The 16,722-nt window shown below is 43.9% G+C and carries 15 protein-coding genes; 4 read left to right on the top strand and 11 right to left on the bottom strand.

Annotation, left to right across the window (positions count from 1 at the left end; translation table 11 throughout):
- Window positions 1-66: 66 nt before the first annotated feature.
- Both GGD38_RS21550 and GGD38_RS21545 read right to left on the bottom strand, forming a co-directional pair.
- Window positions 67-1,035, bottom strand: coding sequence for a T9SS type A sorting domain-containing protein (locus tag GGD38_RS21550; protein WP_375301268.1), 969 nt, complete (start codon window positions 1,033-1,035; stop codon window positions 67-69).
- A 15-nt stretch (window positions 1,036-1,050) separates the two neighbouring features.
- A complete protein-coding gene (locus GGD38_RS21545; protein WP_375301267.1) occupies window positions 1,051-3,141 on the bottom strand; it encodes a hypothetical protein in 2,091 nt (696 codons plus the stop codon).
- Window positions 3,142-3,755: 614 nt separating this feature from the next.
- On the opposite strand from GGD38_RS21545, the gene GGD38_RS21540 reads away from it, so the two are divergent.
- Window positions 3,756-4,319: a DUF5565 family protein gene (locus GGD38_RS21540; RefSeq protein WP_375301266.1), complete on the top strand. Its 564-nt coding sequence runs from the start codon at window positions 3,756-3,758 to the stop codon at window positions 4,317-4,319.
- Between the two features lie 55 nt (window positions 4,320-4,374).
- Here the strand turns inward: GGD38_RS21540 and GGD38_RS21535 are convergent, their stop codons facing one another.
- On the bottom strand, window positions 4,375-6,366 hold the full coding sequence (locus tag GGD38_RS21535) for a T9SS type A sorting domain-containing protein (protein ID WP_375301265.1): 1,992 nt from the start codon (window positions 6,364-6,366) through the stop codon (window positions 4,375-4,377).
- Between the two features lie 210 nt (window positions 6,367-6,576).
- Between GGD38_RS21535 and GGD38_RS21530 the strand changes: the two genes are divergently transcribed.
- Both GGD38_RS21530 and GGD38_RS21525 read left to right on the top strand, forming a co-directional pair.
- Window positions 6,577-7,050, top strand: a complete 474-nt coding sequence (locus GGD38_RS21530; protein WP_375301264.1) for a DUF4822 domain-containing protein — start codon at window positions 6,577-6,579, stop codon at window positions 7,048-7,050.
- Between the two features lie 90 nt (window positions 7,051-7,140).
- On the top strand, window positions 7,141-8,001 hold the full coding sequence (locus GGD38_RS21525) for a helix-turn-helix domain-containing protein (RefSeq protein WP_375301263.1): 861 nt from the start codon (window positions 7,141-7,143) through the stop codon (window positions 7,999-8,001).
- Window positions 8,002-8,010: 9 nt separating this feature from the next.
- On the opposite strand, the gene rluF is transcribed toward GGD38_RS21525, so the two are convergent.
- Entirely contained in the window at window positions 8,011-9,138 is a 1,128-nt protein-coding gene (gene rluF, locus GGD38_RS21520; RefSeq protein WP_375301262.1) for a 23S rRNA pseudouridine(2604) synthase RluF, read from the bottom strand.
- Window positions 9,139-9,212: 74 nt separating this feature from the next.
- Window positions 9,213-9,602 (bottom strand): putative quinol monooxygenase, encoded by a 390-nt coding sequence (locus GGD38_RS21515; RefSeq protein WP_375301261.1) that lies wholly within the window; start codon window positions 9,600-9,602, stop codon window positions 9,213-9,215.
- A 96-nt stretch (window positions 9,603-9,698) separates the two neighbouring features.
- Between GGD38_RS21515 and GGD38_RS21510 the strand changes: the two genes are divergently transcribed.
- Entirely contained in the window at window positions 9,699-10,559 is an 861-nt protein-coding gene (locus tag GGD38_RS21510) for a hypothetical protein (RefSeq protein ID WP_375301260.1), read from the top strand.
- 74 nt (window positions 10,560-10,633) lie between these two features.
- On the opposite strand, the gene GGD38_RS21505 is transcribed toward GGD38_RS21510, so the two are convergent.
- The 6 genes from GGD38_RS21505 to GGD38_RS21480 all read right to left on the bottom strand — a co-directional run bounded on the left by GGD38_RS21505 (window position 10,634) and on the right by GGD38_RS21480 (window position 16,722).
- Window positions 10,634-10,888, bottom strand: coding sequence for a hypothetical protein (locus tag GGD38_RS21505; RefSeq protein WP_375301259.1), 255 nt, complete (start codon window positions 10,886-10,888; stop codon window positions 10,634-10,636).
- A gap of 141 nt (window positions 10,889-11,029) precedes the next feature.
- A complete protein-coding gene (locus tag GGD38_RS21500; protein WP_375301258.1) occupies window positions 11,030-11,620 on the bottom strand; it encodes a dihydrofolate reductase family protein in 591 nt (196 codons plus the stop codon).
- A gap of 165 nt (window positions 11,621-11,785) precedes the next feature.
- Window positions 11,786-12,313, bottom strand: coding sequence for a TolB family protein (locus GGD38_RS21495; protein WP_375301257.1), 528 nt, complete (start codon window positions 12,311-12,313; stop codon window positions 11,786-11,788).
- Between the two features lie 202 nt (window positions 12,314-12,515).
- Window positions 12,516-13,574, bottom strand: coding sequence for a helix-turn-helix transcriptional regulator (locus tag GGD38_RS21490; RefSeq protein ID WP_375301256.1), 1,059 nt, complete (start codon window positions 13,572-13,574; stop codon window positions 12,516-12,518).
- A 68-nt stretch (window positions 13,575-13,642) separates the two neighbouring features.
- Window positions 13,643-14,962: an alginate export family protein gene (locus GGD38_RS21485; RefSeq protein ID WP_375301255.1), complete on the bottom strand. Its 1,320-nt coding sequence runs from the start codon at window positions 14,960-14,962 to the stop codon at window positions 13,643-13,645.
- Entirely contained in the window at window positions 14,959-16,722 is a 1,764-nt protein-coding gene (locus tag GGD38_RS21480) for an amidohydrolase (RefSeq protein WP_375301254.1), read from the bottom strand. Before GGD38_RS21480 ends, GGD38_RS21485 begins: the two co-directional genes overlap by 4 nt.

The raw sequence follows: 16,722 nt of genomic DNA, 5'->3' as shown, positions 1-16,722 counted from the left end.
GGTTTCCGGTTTCCAGTTACCGGGCTTAGCCTGGCAACCGGTACCTGGTAACCGGTAACATATATTTTATTGGATCACCAGCTTATTAACAAACAGCTTCTCACCTTTGCTATTCATAATAGTAGCAACATACACCCCTCTTGTTAAAGCAGGCAAATTTATAACAGTAATGCTTGTATTTCCAGTAAGTGTGGTTGCCCATACCTGCTGGCCGGCAATGGTAGTTATCGTTAATTGCAACCTGCCATTTACCGGCTGGGCAACCGACAGGTTCAATTTGGTTGATGCCGGGTTGGGCGCCAAACTGATAACCGTTTGCTGGTCTATTAAAATGGTTGCAATAGAAGAAATAGTTGAACGACCATCAACATCAACCTGTTTCAACCGGTAAAAATTCTTACCCAACTGGTAATGCGTGGTATTGAACTGATAACTGTTTACCTGGTTGCTGTTCATATTACCAGCCACAGTGCCAATGGTCTCAAAATCGTAACCACTGGCGCTGTACTGCACCTCGAACACTTTGTTTTGTTGCTCCTGTGCTGTTGACCAGGTTAGCTTTACCTGGTTGTTGTTATACTGGCCGTTAAAAGACAACAGGCTTACGGGCAAGGCAGCCATGGGGTATAAGGTAACGTATGAAAACAGGCTGTCAAGGGTGCCGCTAGCGTCTGCCTCGGTAAGCGTAAAGCCGCGGGTAGTGAAACGGGCGGCAGAAAGCTCGGTCAACAAAAATGGGACCGTATCGATGATCGTTGAATCGCCCGTTGCATTGATAGCCCAGGTTCCCTGGTAAGAGGTGCTGTCTGACGTGATCGTATAAGTTCCGTTGTTAAAGAAGTTGTATTTCAGACTTGCATAGTTAGCTACATTGTTTACAGAATCCTTGTGGAATATGGTGGCAACTTCTGAACCGCGCAGTACATCCACCTGTTTTTCTACCTTCCATGTCCTGGAAAATAATTCCGCTGGTTGCGCGTGTCCGGCAATAGCGATGGTAAACAGCGCCAGTATGGTAATGAATAGTTGTTTCATGATAATAGTGTTTTATTAGTGACCGGCCTCAAATGTTTTCTTTAACCGCAGATCGATATTTTTAAACAGGATGGAACCAACGATGATATTGCCGATGGCATTATTTTCTCCGGTGCCAACGCTGCCGCAATAACTTAAACCGGTACCCACCGTTACGATCTTTACTTTACCGCATTCTTCCACCACACTGCGGAATACTTTGCCGGGCGACAGGAAGTGGCCGGGCTGTGTATAGTTTGTAAACGTGAGGTCCTTATCATTCGGATAGATCCATACCTGGTCGTAACGGGTATCGCGCAGTTGGTTACCACAAACCCAATTATCTAACGTGCGGTCGTAAAGAACGCGGTCATTGATAAATAGCTGGCTATTGTACAAATTGTAGGTGTGACAGGCTACCACGGAATCCGGGTTATCCGCTTTTTGTTTTAGCATCCAGAAAGCCCGAAAATCTTTGTCTACACGATCGCTTAACCAGGGAACTTTTTTATTGGAGGGCGCGGTATTGTGCAGCGCGAGATAGGTTCCATCAAGCACCTGCGATATGTATTTGATGCCGCCGTTGCTGTTGGTTTCCATAGTGGCCGGGTCAAACGCACTCACATGCCGGTACACCATATCTGCCACCGTATTCTTATTGGCAGCTTTCAGCATAACGACTCCCAGCACATCATAGGGAAAGTCGAAAGGAGTGGGGGCGGTAAGGCTAACGTTGCCCTTCATCAGCTTGTACACATATTCTGCATTACAGTTGCCGCCATTGGGGCCGGTGGTAGTACAAACTTCTGTTTCCACGTGATAGATGTGGTAATCCTTGCGGCCGGTAACATCCTGCTCGCTCTGGGCCTCAATATCGTTTATCGCATGAAGGTTACATACGTGATAATCGGCTGTGTCTTTAATAAGCGGATAATTCCTGCCTAATGTGCTGCTCATAATACCATTGCTGGTAGCGATCCACTGAATGGAATCTTTTTCAGAAACACCGCCCAGGATATTATCACTGATAAGGCCATGGGTAGCCGCTGTGTAAAATGTGTAAGAACTTTTGCTGTTTACAGAACCGCTGCCGTGGTAAACGATCAGGCCTTTATTGGTACCTATAAATACCTGCCCCAGGCGATTGCCCCAGATAGCGTTGGCGTTGATGCTGGCGCCCGCAGGAAAGATACAGGAAAGATTGGCGGTGTTAACATACGTCCAGTTGCCTTTACGGCGAACCGCAAAACCTTTACCTGCGCTCATGGTAACCCACAGATCACCGGTAGCCGTAAGCCACAAGCCGTTGAATATGCCGCCGGCCGGAATACCGAGTGTAGCAAAATCTGCGGAAACGCCGGTGTAAGTGGCATCAAGGTTGTATTTCAGCACACGGGCCGGGAAAGAAATACCTGATTTACTGGTATAAGGACCTACGCTGATCCACGCTTCGTTTTTACCTGCTGCCACGCAATATACGTTGCGGGTTTGCGGCGTTTGTGATACCGTGGGGTTACAGGTATATGCGGGATAAGGAAGCTCGCCGGGTTCTGCTCCGTTAATATAATCCTGCCAGGTGCCACGCGAAACAAAACCAAGCGTGGCCATATTGTTGAAAGAAAAAGTACCCGGTGTTACAATATAGTCCGGGCTTGAAGTGAGATCGTGATACTTATGTGCACTCCATACAGAACCATTGGAATCTACCGCCAAACCGGCGCAATTGAGGGTGGCAATACCATTACGCGCCAGATAGGTAAAACATTGGGCATTTCTATCGGGCGAATAATGCGTCAATCCCGCCGGGTTGTTAATGGGAATTTGTTCAATGCCACCACCGGCGGCGGTGCTGCCGCCCCGACCATTGTGACCGGCCCAAATATAACCCCAATGGTCGGCTGCCAGGGCCTGTACGTTAAAGTTAGAGGTGCCCGCCAGCGCTGTAAACGTTGTGGCATTGGCCGATTTGTTGAGTTGATAAACCCCGTTACTTCTTCCTGCCCAAATGTTGTAATTGGAGTCAACGGCAATACAGGTAAAGGAGGTTCCAGGGTTGTAGCTGTTCATTTGCATTTGCGCGTGCAAACACAAGGGTGCCAGCCACAAAAAAAGTAAACACTTCTTCATGGTTTAATATTAATTAACGAATAATGATTAGCAAGCGTAGGTTTCCAGGATCTGCCCGGGTTAAAGCAGTATTTTAAAACGGTTGGGTTTCATAAGATGATTGAAGAAGGGGAAGACTTATAAATTAAAGGAATTACAACAGTAGATAAATAGTGCGTATGTCGGTTGTAGGGCGGTAGTTATGTGTTTCATAAAGGATTTAGGTTATGGTGCCGCAAATGTAGAGAAGTTTGCATTGGTAATCAATATCATGATAAGGAAAAGTTATTCACGAAGGAAAATACCTAGTTACCTTGGTTTGAGGAGTTGGTTGACAAGTTAACAAGTTGACAAGGGCCCCTTGCTACGCTGGCGCTGCGCGAAGAAAAAGTTGAATAGGTTAATAGAGATGATAAAGTTGATAATGAGACTTTTTCTTTCTAAAAATAAATTTTGATCCTTTTAAAAACTTTCTAATTTTGCACCCATGAAATTTATGACATCATATCAAAACTTCCTCTGTGGCTATCCTTCGGGTACCCGGTGTGTTATGGTATGATGTTAACTATATAACATTGTGAAGCACCGGCGGTACCGTCGGTGCTTTTTTTTATGCATATAACAATCAATGAAACATGAAGAAGATCCCAACGCTATTCAAAAGAGAGAATAGCCTGCCGAACAACCCTGCAAAAAACGAAGTAACACCCGGTTGTGAATGGGTGTTAGAAGGGGAAGGTATTGCTACCCATAAATGGGATGGTACCTGTTGCCTCGTAAAAGATGGAATACTCTTTAAAAGGTACGATGCAAAACAAGGTAAAACACCACCCGATGGATTTATTCCTGCTCAGGACCCTGATCCCATTACAGGTCACTGGCCCGGATGGTTAAAAGTTACTGCTGCAAAAGAAGATAAATATTTTATGCAAGGGTGGCACAATAGTTTTGCCACATTAGGCAACCCCGTACCCGATGGTACATACGAATTAATAGGCCCCAAGGTGAATAGCAATAAAGACGATGTAGCCGATCATATACTGGTGCCCCATGGCGACATCAACTACCCCGAATTTCCACGGACTTTCGAAGCGATAAAAGAATTCCTGGAAACCTTCAAGGGAGAAGGGGTGGTGTTCCATCATCCCGATGGCCGTATGTGCAAGATCAAGCGGCGTGATTTTGGATTCAAATGGTAATTATTATAAATCAAAAGGCCCTCCGGATGTATCGGGAGGGCCTCTTATTTAGTTGTTACTGTTTTACGAACTGTTGTACCTGTTGTATTTGTTTTCCTTTCACTAATAAGTAATAAACGCCCGCGGGCAGCGCCTGAATATTTATAGAGGCAGACGTTTTACCGTTCAGGTTTATGTGTTGTTGTTGCCATATGCGGCCGGTTGCATCAGTGATCTGAAGCTGCACAGTTTCCGTACCGGTAGCCTGTACATTCAGCAACTCTTTTGCGGGGCTGGGCGATACCTGTAAGGGTTGTGCACGGCCATTTCTTGTTACCGAAACCATGCGGCTATTGGTGAACCGTCCATCTTTATCTATCATCTTTAAGCGATAAAAAGCAGTGCCTGTTACAGGCTGAGCATCCTTATAAGTATAATTGTTTACGAGGTTATTACTGGCAGCCGCTACTGAGCCAATGTTCTCATACTTCTTACCATCTGCACTTCTTTCAATGGTAAATGAAGCGGTATTTTCTTCCTGGCTGGTTTGCCATTGCAACTGCACCTCCGTTTCTTTGTCTATGGCAGAAAAGTTTAATAAGGTGAGTGGTAAAGGCGAGGGAACCAGGTGCAAAATATAAGCACCCGTAGCAACAGTGGTAAGCTCCTGTGTGCCTGAGCCAAAATCAAAATCAACGGTGCCTTCAAAAGATCCTGTCGTGTAAACGTTATCATTAGCCGTAACAGCAATGGCTACACCATTATCCTCGCCGCTGCTTCCTAAATTGGCAGCCCATTGCCAGGCGCCCGAAGCATCTAATTTTAAAAGGAAGATATCAGACGAACCTGCAGCTGAAGTAAGGTTATGGGTTCCTGTGCCCGGATCAAAATCAACGTCATTTATAAACCTACCGGTGAGATACACGTTGTTCAGGTTATCCAATGCCAGGCTTTGCCCCTCATCGGTGCCGGTACTACCTACGCTAACGGCCCATACATAGTCGCCGGCAGCATCAAGTTTTGAAACATACACGTCGGCGTTACCATTTGACATCAGTTGATGTACCCCTGAGCCCGGATCAAAATTGACTGTGCCTTCAAAATAACCCGTGGTATATACATTTTGGCTGGCATCCACTGCAATGCTGCCTCCCCTCTGCACACCGTTGTCGCCCATTTTTTTAGCCCATACATAATCGCCGGCAGCATTTAATTTTAAAATGAAAATATCATTATCAGACGCTCCATAAAGGTTTTGTATTCCTGTACCAGGGTCAAAATCGGCGGTTCGGGTAAAGTAACCTGTAGTATACACATTGCCAACTGCATCTACGGCTATGCCTATCCCCTGGTTGGTGCCACCACTGCTCCCTATGTTTTTTGCCCATGCTAAGTTGCCTGAAGCATCTAATTTCAAAATGAAGATATCTTGACTGTATTCGGTACCGGCATCGAGGTTATAAGTTCCCGGACCGGGGTCAAAATCCATAATTTCATAAAAACTGCCGGTAGTATACACGTTGCCTGCGCCGTCTACAGTTATGGCACAGGCAAAACCTGATTTGCTACTGGTAAGGCTTTTAGCCCATACAAAGTTGCCGTCAGCATCTAACTTTAAAATGTATATATAGTAGTTAAGCGGTGTAGTAGAGCCTATCATTACATGTTCACCGGCGCCAGGATCAAAATCAACCGTGTCCTTAAAAGTGCCGGTTAAATACACATTACCGGCGGCGTCTACTTTTATGCCCCTGATAAAATCTGCAGCCTTTCCTCCCACGCTTTTTGCCCAAAGCAGGTTACCCGAAGCATCAGACTTCGTAATATAAATATCGCCGAAACCTTTTGATGTAAGGAGCCGGGCGCCTGTGCCGGGATCAAAATCGGCGGTGCCGGAAAACGTACCTGTTGTATATACATTTCCTGCAGCATCTACATCTACTCCGATCGGATCAGCGTTGTCGAAATACTTTGCCCAACTGTACGCAGGTTGCGCTTTTACGATATTAAATGCACTTAGTAAAAACACGAATAGCAGGGCAGGGATAATTGAATTTCTGGTAATCATATAGGTATTTAGGGATTAACGTTATTAACGCGCTGCCAAAATAGTATATATTATCTTCAGGCAATAAACAGGAATTCATATTAACTCACATTTATCTATTTTTTATGAGCGTCAGGGATAACCAGTTATAAATCTTTCAAGCATCAGCATGATCGCTACAAGGGTAAGAGGGCCGGGTGAATTTATCTTTGATCCATCAAAATTTTTAAAATGAAACCATTGAAAAAACTGACCCTCGCTCTTTTAACTGTACTAAGTACCGTATTGCTTTTCAGCTGCAGCAAAGACGATGACAAAACCCCAATGATACCCGGTGAAACACTGGCCAGTACAGCCTGGGAAACTACCAATGCAAAAAATAACAAAGGAGAAAATGTGGCATTAACAGATGCTAACGTAGTTAACTTTGTTGGCTTCGCTTACTTTAGAACAGATGGCACATTCAGTATTTACAACCTCGACGATTCACCAAAATCACAAGGCGACTGGTCTGTTTCTGCCGATGGTAAAACACGTACGATCGTAGCAAAGAATGCCGCCGGCCAGGTATTGTTTACCCGCGTAGTGGATATACTTACACTCACCCAACAGGAATTTACATACCGGGTTTATACAAATGCGAACGACAAAACCGTTTATTTCGATATTGTGCATACACCCACAACACATAAAGAACCTAAGTAACCAGCTCAAACTTTGGTAAAAGCATGCATTGGTCAGGATCGCCTGATCAATTCATGCTTTTTTATTATATTTCCTATACAAAGGAAATACATGCGTGTATTAGAAAAGAATAGTCAATTCCCAATAGTGGGCATTCATGAGTTCAGAAAAGGGCAATTGGCAGGGCGGGAAGAGCTATTGTTTAACGAGCTGCATGGAGCACGGCATATTGCCAAACCACATCAGCACGATTTTTTTATCATTGTATTGTTCGAACGTGCACAGGGCGTACACAATATAGATTTTCGCGATTATCAAATTGAGAACCGGCAAATACATGTGTTGTTCCCCGGGCAGGTGCATAAGTGGGATATACAATCAAATACAACGGGGTATCAGCTTATGATAGAGCCCAATTTCCTTGAGCAGTTTGCTTCGTATTTTCGCTTTTCTTATACCAATTATCGAAACAACCCGGTGATCCCTTTAACCGATGCGGCTTTTAAACTATTGCTGTATGAGTTTAATGAGATCAGGAACGAACTAAAAGCGCCTGACTCGCTTCCGGGTATCATTTGTGCGCGGGCCGGTGTTATTGCCGCTATCGTAAGCAAAGAAGCGGAGGCCGGTTTTACCGACTTCAAAGTTTTTCAATCGAATCCCAGGCTTGCGACGTTCAACATGCTTATTGATCAGCATTTCAGAGAGCAGAAATCGGTTTCTTTTTACGCCAAACAACTGCACATCTCTGCCAACTATCTTAATATACTTTGTAAAAAGAATTTAAAGATATCGGCCACTGAACTTATACAGCAAAGAATTACCCTCGAAGCCAAACGGCTGCTGCAATCAACCGATATGTCGGTAAAGGCAATAGCCTATGAGCTTGGCTTTGTTGATCATGCCTATTTTTCAAACTATTTCAGGGATCAAACAGGGTTTACACCCAGGGATTTCAGGGAGGGGAAGTAAAGCATTCAATTAAGAACGCCTTCCCTTATTTCTATAATTCTTAAAAGAACCTTCGGCGCCCTGCCGCTTTTCCTTTTTACTCATGTGGTTCTCTTTCTCTTTGCCCTTGTTCTTTTCAGGACGGTTGGGTTTTCCGTTCCGGGCCTGTGTAGGCTTTTGCGTTGCATTTTCCCTTTTCCAGGGTTTCTCCTCTTTTTTGCCTTTTTGAGGTCGGCCTTCTTTTGTGGCTGGCTTTGTGCTTTTGAATTTACCAGGCTGCTCTTTGTCGCCTTTAAGGGACGTCACAGGTTTTGTCGTTTTCCCTTTATCAGCCTTTTCCTCTTTAGCATTGGGAGCAAACTCGCGTTTATGCGGTGGGGGCATATATGAATTGCCTTTATTGCTGCGCGCAGCCGGTTTTGGTTTGGCAGCGCTTTGTTCTTTGCTTGAGTCGGATATGCTTTCCATCAGGATCGATAATTCTGCATCGCTGAGGTAACGCCATTTGCCTACGGCCAGTTTGTCGAGCTTTATGTTCATGATGCGAACCCGCTGTAAACTTACCACCGCATAGCCAAGATGCTCGCACATGCGTCTGATTTGCCGGTTGAGGCCTTGTGTAAGCGTAATACGGAACGTTTGCCGGCCCATTGGCTGTACCTTACAGGGCAGGGTAACAGTGTCTAAAATGGGCACTCCGTGCGACATCTGGTGAATGAAAGAACTATCGATGGGTTTATTAACCCGTACGATGTATTCTTTTTCGTGATTGTTATCGGCCCGCAGGATCTTATTGATGATATCGCCGTCATTGGTGAGCAGGATAAGACCTTCGGAATCTTTATCGAGACGGCCTATGGGAAAGATCCGCTTGGGATACCCCACAAAACTGATGATATTATCTTTGATGTGTAATTCGGTAGTAGTGGTGATACCTGTAGGTTTGTTGAGCGCCAGGTATACCCGTTTTTCTTTTTTAGCGGCCGTAATGATGCTGCCATCCACCTCCACAGTGTCGCCGGGTTTATACCGGTTGCCCAAAACGGCCGGCCGGTTGTTCAAAAATACCCGTCCCTGGGTAATGAGGTTATCTGCTTCGCGGCGTGAACAATAACCCGTATCGCTGATAAACTTGTTTAAACTGATCGAATTTTCCAAGAATATATCTTTTTAGAGTGGTTGGCACCTGCCTTCCAGGTGCAAATGTCTGTAATTGAGATCAAATTACCCGCTTACTGCAGCTTTTTGAAGATCTGAGACATGGTTTGTTTATCCAAAGCTTCCATTTCAACCAGTTTTAATGCCTTCACCATTTTAGCGGTAGCAGTTTTATAATGCAGAAAATGGGCAGTTTTGAGGTGGGCTTCGTAAGCATCCCTGTTTGCATAGATCTCGACAATACGGATCTGATGATGTTGTTTTTGTTCAAACATAGGAAAGATGGCAATTACGCCGGTTTCTTTTTGTATGGAAGCTGCTGCCTCCACTTTAAGAATATCCCTGTACTCACTCAGATACTCCGGGTGTACTTCTATTTCGGCTACGCGTACCATCATATCCTGTTGTGCGTTAACTGCAGATATGTTAAGCGTTAAAATAAGAGCAAGAATAATTCGATTCATGGTGTTTGTTTTGATGACCCTTGAATAATTCAGATCAAAGGTAAAGGAATAGGTTATTTTTGTTTGAACAGGCCTCAATAACTTAAATAACAAAGCATGCATTTCACTAAACTGGTTCCAAGTCTCTTCTACGCCGATATTCAAATAGCGCTAAAAACCTTTATTCATTGCCTTGAATTTACTATTGGCCACAACGAATTACATACCAGTAATCCCTTTTGTGTAGTAGGTAAAGACGACCTCAGCATTATGCTTTTTGAAAACGCAGAATACGCCGAAAACGATCATCCCGAGATCAGGCTGGTAACCAACAATATCAACGAAGTTTATGAAAAGGTGGCGTCGAAATTCCCCGGGTTGTTGCATCCTAATTTAAAGGAAGTAACCCTAAGGCCATGGGGTGCCAAAGAATTTGCGATCATTGATGGGCAAATTGGGATAAGAGTGCAGGAATGGCCAAACCAGGTAAAGACGATCCAAGAATACATGCTACCATATTTTGGTCCCATAGACCCCGCAAACCTCAATTGGTATTATCATACCCAAATTGCATTTCCCGACCACGATTATGTAATAGGGCTCGACTTAAATTTTAAGAACAAACAAATCGAAGCCGGAATGGCCAATGATATTGCCAACTTCCTGTCAAACCTGGAGGAATTTGACAAACGGAATCATCTTGCTATTGAAAAAGATTTTGCAGATCAGGTTGGCGAAACTTTTGGCTACATTCAATTTCTTCTCGAAGAACTGGAGGAAATGGAGTTAAATGAAAAACAACTGCTGCAAAAACTGCGACTGGTTCGTGTGGGCTTATATCCCGATGATAAATATGACGGCGGCTATTTCGCCGCTTTCGATTATTCAGTTGACATTGATGGACAACCGTGCAACCAGGTGCTGGTGATAAAGACCGGAAAGGAAGGAATGCCGATAGAAACAGACTGGGAAAGCTAATACAATAACGGGTCCCGACTTAATCGGGACCCGTGCAATCCTTTGTAAGGACAATATGTGCTTTAATGCACTATTTACTGAATCACCTTGATAACAACCGGCGAGTAAACCCTTTCACCGTCCTTGCTGATAGCTATCACCCGAAACCAGTACTTAATAGTTGAGTCCAGCCCGCTAAAAGTATTATAAGGATCTTTGCTGCCTTCACTTATCCATATGGTTTCTGCAGTTGGTGGTTCGGTAGTGTATTGGTGCATGTAAGCACGTGCACGATGTAACCGTTTAACTTTGGTGGTAGTTTCGCCGGGAGGGCCCAGTTCAACGTCCAATTGTTCAATAACCGGCTCTTCCTGGTTCGACTTATCTCCTGAAATAAGAACGCCACTGCTTAGATAATGCCCCGGTTGCCTTTGCTTTTTTCCGTGACATATTTTGCCAGTACAGTAAGTAAAACTATGAGACGCGCCTTTCTACGCATGATAACTATGCACAACAACCCCCTTCGGAAAAACCTTTACCTCGTCCAATTTCAGGTATTGTGGTATTTTTAAACCGGTGAAAATTGGCAACCCCGAACCTAATACCACAGGATGAATGGCCAGTTGGTATTCATCAATTAAACCTGTTGCTATTAAGTTCTGCATAAATCCCGCACCGCCAATTGCTACGATCGGCTTTCCCGGCTCGGCTTTAAGCTTACTGATCTCTTTGGCAAGATCGCCATCAAAGACCCGCGCTTCGGCCCAGGAAGCCACGGCGGGGGATTGTTCTTCTGTGACCGTTTTCATATAATCACTGCTCTTAAATCCACTCTTTGAAAAAACAGCTTTAGGTATCTCGTTCATCGGTGCTGCAAAAGGTCCCGTTGCAGCTGGCCAGTAAGGCGCCATCGTCTCAAATGATTTTCTTCCCATTATAATCAACCCTGCCTGCTGTATTTGGTCAACACTCCATGCCATTGACTCTTCGTCACCAGTCTTAAACACCCAATCCTTTTGGCCATCAGTACCGGCTACAAAACCGTCGATAGAAACCGACATCTTCATTATCAACTTTCGCATAGTAGATTTGTTTTTACAAATGTACCAGGCGCCTCTTAAGGCAATGGGGGGCTAAAACGACAATCTAAAGGGGTGATTGTGACTTGATCTTCCATGAACAATTCACAACTTCACTTGCACCTGCTTTAAATATTTTTATCGCCGCTGATCAATTGTGGAAAATGGCTAATACGCTCCGCCCAACAACGTGTGCCCTGTCCCCACAGGCATATCATAAATTTTTGTAACTCCTGAACCGTCAATGTTACTAATGTATATGTCATCGTCATTGCCGTTAGAACCTGTAGTTCCTCCGATAAAAACAATTTTTGTTCCGTCTGGACTAAGTTTTGGGTACTCATCAGTAATATGCTGTCCGGCAGGCATTGTGATATTTGCTTTTGTCTGGTTAGTTCCATCATAATTCATTGTCCAGATCTCGGTGGCACCTCCGCCCGTTAGTAATTTTGCAAATACTATTTTGTTTAATTGATAAATTCCTCCTGTTGTTGAGTTTACCGATAGCGTTCCGTTGCTTGTTACGCTAAGTCCGTTGCCAACAATAATACCACCTAAATTTGTAGTCGTTGCAGGTGGCAAAGAGTAGCTTGTTCCTGTTTGTGCCTCTGCTGTTTTTTTACAACTTAATTGAAAAAGAACGATTGACGCAGAAAATACTGTCAATACAATTGAACTTAAGAGAAGTTTTTTCATTTTTTTAAAAATTGGGGTTAGCTATATGTCGTGTCAAATGAATGTAGCAGCAAATAAACATTAACATGTTGTCAAATTCTGTCAATCAGCTAAAGCGCTAAAATGCTGATATGAAAGGAGGAATGGAAGACAATAAAGCTGAGAACATCCGATACGGCTGTTGGCAAATTTATTGAAAGAGGAATAGCGCTAAATTAAAAATTTAACTATGATCATAGCTAAATTCTTCAGGGGGCAAATTGTTTTCATACATTTCCTGAACTAACTGCAATTGCCGTTTTACCTCATTTTTAAGTGCGAGCGGCTTCTTGACTTTCATCTGGCTAAGCCACATCAAGATCCAACCAATTAGCTCCCGGTTAATACCACATTGTATTCGCAATACCAACGTTCCTTTTCGTGTGGTAACAAATTCTTGTGAAGGATGCCAGAAGATGTGCTGCATGAACATGGCTACCCGTGGCGTAATTTCAAGCTCAATATCATACACCTTGTCATCTTTATTTGCTGTAATGCCAAATCTTTTGACCATTTCCTTTTTAAAGACAGGCTCCCACTTTTTTCGCCGAAACATCTCATTGGTCAGCTCGAACTGTAGCTCTTTGTCTACTCCAAAAATCAGCAGGGTTGCAGTGGCTTCATGAATGCAACATACATGTAAATGTCCCCGGTGAATCAGAATGTAAAGAGGGTTTATGGAAGCTGGCATTTCTAACTTGTCCTCTGCATGGCTATTGTCATGGAAAACCGTTTGTATCTGTATTTTGCGGTTGTTGCCAATAGCCCAAATGATTTCGTCAAGTTTACCCAACACTTCCTGCTCATGCAAATAATCATAGAAGTGGCTATTCAATATTCCTATTTCAAATGTTTTAAAGCTATATTCAGTTTTTCCCTGATTATAATGCTGATACCATACAGTATCAAACTTCTCCATGGTTTCCCTGCGGATTTCCTTCAGGGTGCGGGGAGCCAGACTTCGAAGCAAGCCATAGGTCGCCCATTCCTTTTGTTGAACTGTAGTTTCAGACTGATATCTGACGAGTTGGAATATCTTTTGATTTTTCTCACCTATACGTTCCACAACACTTTCCTCTTCCAAAAATCTCAAAGCGCAAAGTTCCTGCAAATCTCTATACAGCTGCCGTTGAGAGATATTGATACCGGCACCTTTTGTCCACTTGTAAAGTATTTCAATGGTAACTGGCCCCCTGCGGAGGCGGTTATAAATGCGCATGAGGCGTTCTAATCTGCTGGCCATAAGGTGTAAAGATAAGAAAGCTGATAGGTTTTGTTAATAAACAAAAACGGGGCCGTCTAAACTGCTCCTCATAACTTCAACTGTATAGTAACCCCACCAAATAAAATGTTCTTACCGGCGCTAACCTGCTTTAAATAAGAACCTGCCTTTAGCCAGGTGAATTCTGTACGCAGGTAAAAATATGGGTTGGGCGTAAACACAAAGTCGGTTGAAAATTGATTACCAATGTGCCTTTCTGTAGCTAGCTTACCGGAATACAACAGCGCGGTATTGGGGCCGTAAATTCCATCGTTGTTGCTATACCGCCAGAAAAAGTCAATATCAAAATTCAGGGCTGTCTTCTTTGAGAAATTGAGCGACGCAGCAGGATGAATGTCGAAAAGATTGGCGGGCCCAATAAGCGCCGCCAGCCCAAAATATCCACCCCGCGGAAATAATGGATTAAAAGTTTGTATTTTATTGTCATCCATCTTTTGGTCGCCGCTGATCAATTCGGTTTTTACTCCCAGCTCCGGTTGAAGAAAGCAGTTTTCAAATTTGTAATTGGTATTCAACGAGGCGGTCCATGCAGAAATATCTCTTCCATCAATATCGCCGAATTGATAAAGGGCTTCGGCATCATAGTCCCAGCTGCCTGCGTTACCAAAGAGGCGTGTGCCAAAGGAATGCCTGGTTTCCTTGCCCTTGATATTATCAAAAGAAGCTTCTTTGCGTTGCAATCCTAAATAATACAGATCCAAACCGCCAACGACTGGTACTTGTTTAAAAGTAAAGTAGTTACCCCAGAATAAAGTATTCTTATTGAACTTATCATCAAATATTCCCTTGCGGGCAGCAACGTAATGGCTGAAGAAAGCATCGGCCTTAACATTTTTCCAACCGGCCATCAATTTAACTGCATCAAATGATTGCCGGTTGTTAGGTCCTTCACGTACACTCACTAAACGTTGTGACCCGTAAGACAGCTCCTGCCGGCCTGCCCTCAACGTTAGTCTTAATGGAGCGGTTGACCGGTTTGAAAGATCAACAAATGCCTGGTGCAGTTCCAGTGGGTTATCATCTACCGGGCTTGCATTTGGCCTGCCACCCGCACCACTGCTTTGTAACTGTACAAAGGTGCGAAAGCTGTTTCCTATATGAAGGTCGCCGTGCACCAACAAGCGGTTTAGCATATAGCCATCTTTATCTTTAGGCTCATCGCCAAAGTCTTCATTTTTAAAGTAGAAATACTGGTAGCGAAAATCACCGCCAAAACTCAAATAGGTATTCCCATTGGCCGACAGCGGAATAAATTTTATTCTCTTATACCAATCATGCGTTGTGTCGCTTTGTGCGTTTGCACCAATGAATAATAAAAGAAGCAGGGGCGTTATTATTACCGTTTTCATTTTTGATACCCTCCATAATATTTTACCGGGCTCCATTCAGGAATTACAGGCGGCGGCGCGGTGTTGAGGTTTGAATAGTCGCCGGTAGCATATACCGGTTTGCCGTTTAGAATGGTAAGAAGAGAATGAATGTTCCTGATATCATTAACAGGTATGGAAAAATAATCCTCGCTGATAATTGCTAGATCTGCATACTGGCCTTTGACAATTTTACCTTTTAACTTCTCATCACCGCTTACCCATGCACTACCCACCGTGTATAACTGCAGGGCTTCAAATCTTGTAAGCACATCCCGGGTTGGCCAGAACTGATCGCCACCCATTGTTTTGCCCGTGGTTGCCCAATACAGGCAGATCCATGGATTAAAAGTAGAGATCCTGGTAGCATCTGTACCAAGCCCTACAGGAATACCCATGCGGAGCATCTTTTTTATGGGTGGAACCTGGCGATCGGGCGTTCCATACATTTTTTTATACAGCTCGCCCTGGTAAAACATTCTGAATTGAACCGCAATACCGCCGCCTAATTTTTTAATTCGTTGCAACTCCGAATCGGTTACCGTTTCTGCATGGTCAAACAACCAGTGTAAACCATTAAAAGGGATTTCCTTATTTATCTTTTCAAAAACAGTAAGCATCCGGTCTATTGATTCACCATACGTAGCATGTAAACGAAATGGCCAGTGGTTCTGTACAAACAATCGTATAATGGGCTCCAGGTCGGCTTCCATTTTATCGGAGAGCTCAATACGTGGCTCCAGGAAATTTTCAAAATCAGCAGCGCTTGCTACCAGGTTTTCTCCTGCACCTTCGGCCATATAGCCATATGGCAAAAGCATATTATCGTTTTGCCTGAGCTTAACTGAACTGGTCCAATGCTGGTAGTCCTGTAGTTCTTTACCGGCCACCTGGGCAAACAGGAAATAGGAAGTTCGCAGCGTTAACTTTCCGGCACGTGCCAGCTCTATGGCAACCGAATAATCATCGGGATAAAACTGGCCACCGCCTCCGGCATCCACTACACTCGTTAACCCATACTTATTCAATTCGTGATAATACTGAAGGGTTGAATTCAACCGTTCTTCCCGATTTAATTTTGTTGTAAGGGCCAGCGTGGTATAAATGGCCTTTGGAGTTTGTTTTGCATATAACATACCGGTGGGCGATCCGCTGCTATCTAATTCAACCAGGCTGCCTTCGTAGCGGGTGTTACTATCGTATTTTAAAACTTCAATGCCTTTTTTATTTACAAACGCTTTTCCATACAGGTAAGTAATAAATACCGGCTTATCGGGTACGGCTTCATTTATTTCGTCAATAGTGGGTTGTCGTTTTTCTTCAAACTGGTATTCATTCCAACCGCCAACTACTTTTATCCAAACACCCGGCGGTGTTCGGGCTGCCTGTTCCTTTAGCATTTCCATGGCTCTTTTCAGGGAGGTAACGCCGTCCCAACGCAGCTCTGCATTATAGTTCAATCCTTCGCGTATTACATGAATATGGCTGTCGTTCAGCCCGGGAATAACGGTGCGGCCTTTGGCATCGATGATTTTAGTAGCAGGCGTTTTGTACTTCGCAAGTATCGATGCAGTAGTGCCAACATCGGCAATGATGCCATCTTTAATAGCTACGGCCTGTTTAAATGCGCCGGGGCTCTCCATGGTAGCCACTTTACCGTTAATAATAATAAGGTCTGTTTTATTTTGTGCCGTTAATAGCAATGAAAATAACAGACATGGAATAAGCAATAAGCTATTCAT

It is taken from the genome of Niastella sp. OAS944 (assembly GCA_024809215.1).
Taxonomy (GTDB): domain Bacteria; phylum Bacteroidota; class Bacteroidia; order Chitinophagales; family Chitinophagaceae; genus Niastella.
This window is presented reverse-complemented; position numbering and strand designations above follow the sequence as displayed.

Coding starts and splice junctions, on each gene's coding strand:
- GGD38_RS21550 (WP_375301268.1), bottom strand. CDS start 1,035: ATGAAACAACTATTCATTACCATACTGGCGCTGTTTACCATCGCTATT.
- GGD38_RS21545 (WP_375301267.1), bottom strand. CDS start 3,141: ATGAAGAAGTGTTTACTTTTTTTGTGGCTGGCACCCTTGTGTTTGCAC.
- GGD38_RS21540 (WP_375301266.1), top strand. CDS start 3,756: ATGAAGAAGATCCCAACGCTATTCAAAAGAGAGAATAGCCTGCCGAAC.
- GGD38_RS21535 (WP_375301265.1), bottom strand. CDS start 6,366: ATGATTACCAGAAATTCAATTATCCCTGCCCTGCTATTCGTGTTTTTA.
- GGD38_RS21530 (WP_375301264.1), top strand. CDS start 6,577: ATGAAACCATTGAAAAAACTGACCCTCGCTCTTTTAACTGTACTAAGT.
- GGD38_RS21525 (WP_375301263.1), top strand. CDS start 7,141: ATGCGTGTATTAGAAAAGAATAGTCAATTCCCAATAGTGGGCATTCAT.
- GGD38_RS21515 (WP_375301261.1), bottom strand. CDS start 9,602: ATGAATCGAATTATTCTTGCTCTTATTTTAACGCTTAACATATCTGCA.
- GGD38_RS21510 (WP_375301260.1), top strand. CDS start 9,699: ATGCATTTCACTAAACTGGTTCCAAGTCTCTTCTACGCCGATATTCAA.
- GGD38_RS21500 (WP_375301258.1), bottom strand. CDS start 11,620: ATGCGAAAGTTGATAATGAAGATGTCGGTTTCTATCGACGGTTTTGTA.
- GGD38_RS21495 (WP_375301257.1), bottom strand. CDS start 12,313: ATGAAAAAACTTCTCTTAAGTTCAATTGTATTGACAGTATTTTCTGCG.
- GGD38_RS21490 (WP_375301256.1), bottom strand. CDS start 13,574: ATGGCCAGCAGATTAGAACGCCTCATGCGCATTTATAACCGCCTCCGC.
- GGD38_RS21485 (WP_375301255.1), bottom strand. CDS start 14,962: ATGAAAACGGTAATAATAACGCCCCTGCTTCTTTTATTATTCATTGGT.
- GGD38_RS21480 (WP_375301254.1), bottom strand. CDS start 16,722: ATGAATAGCTTATTGCTTATTCCATGTCTGTTATTTTCATTGCTATTA.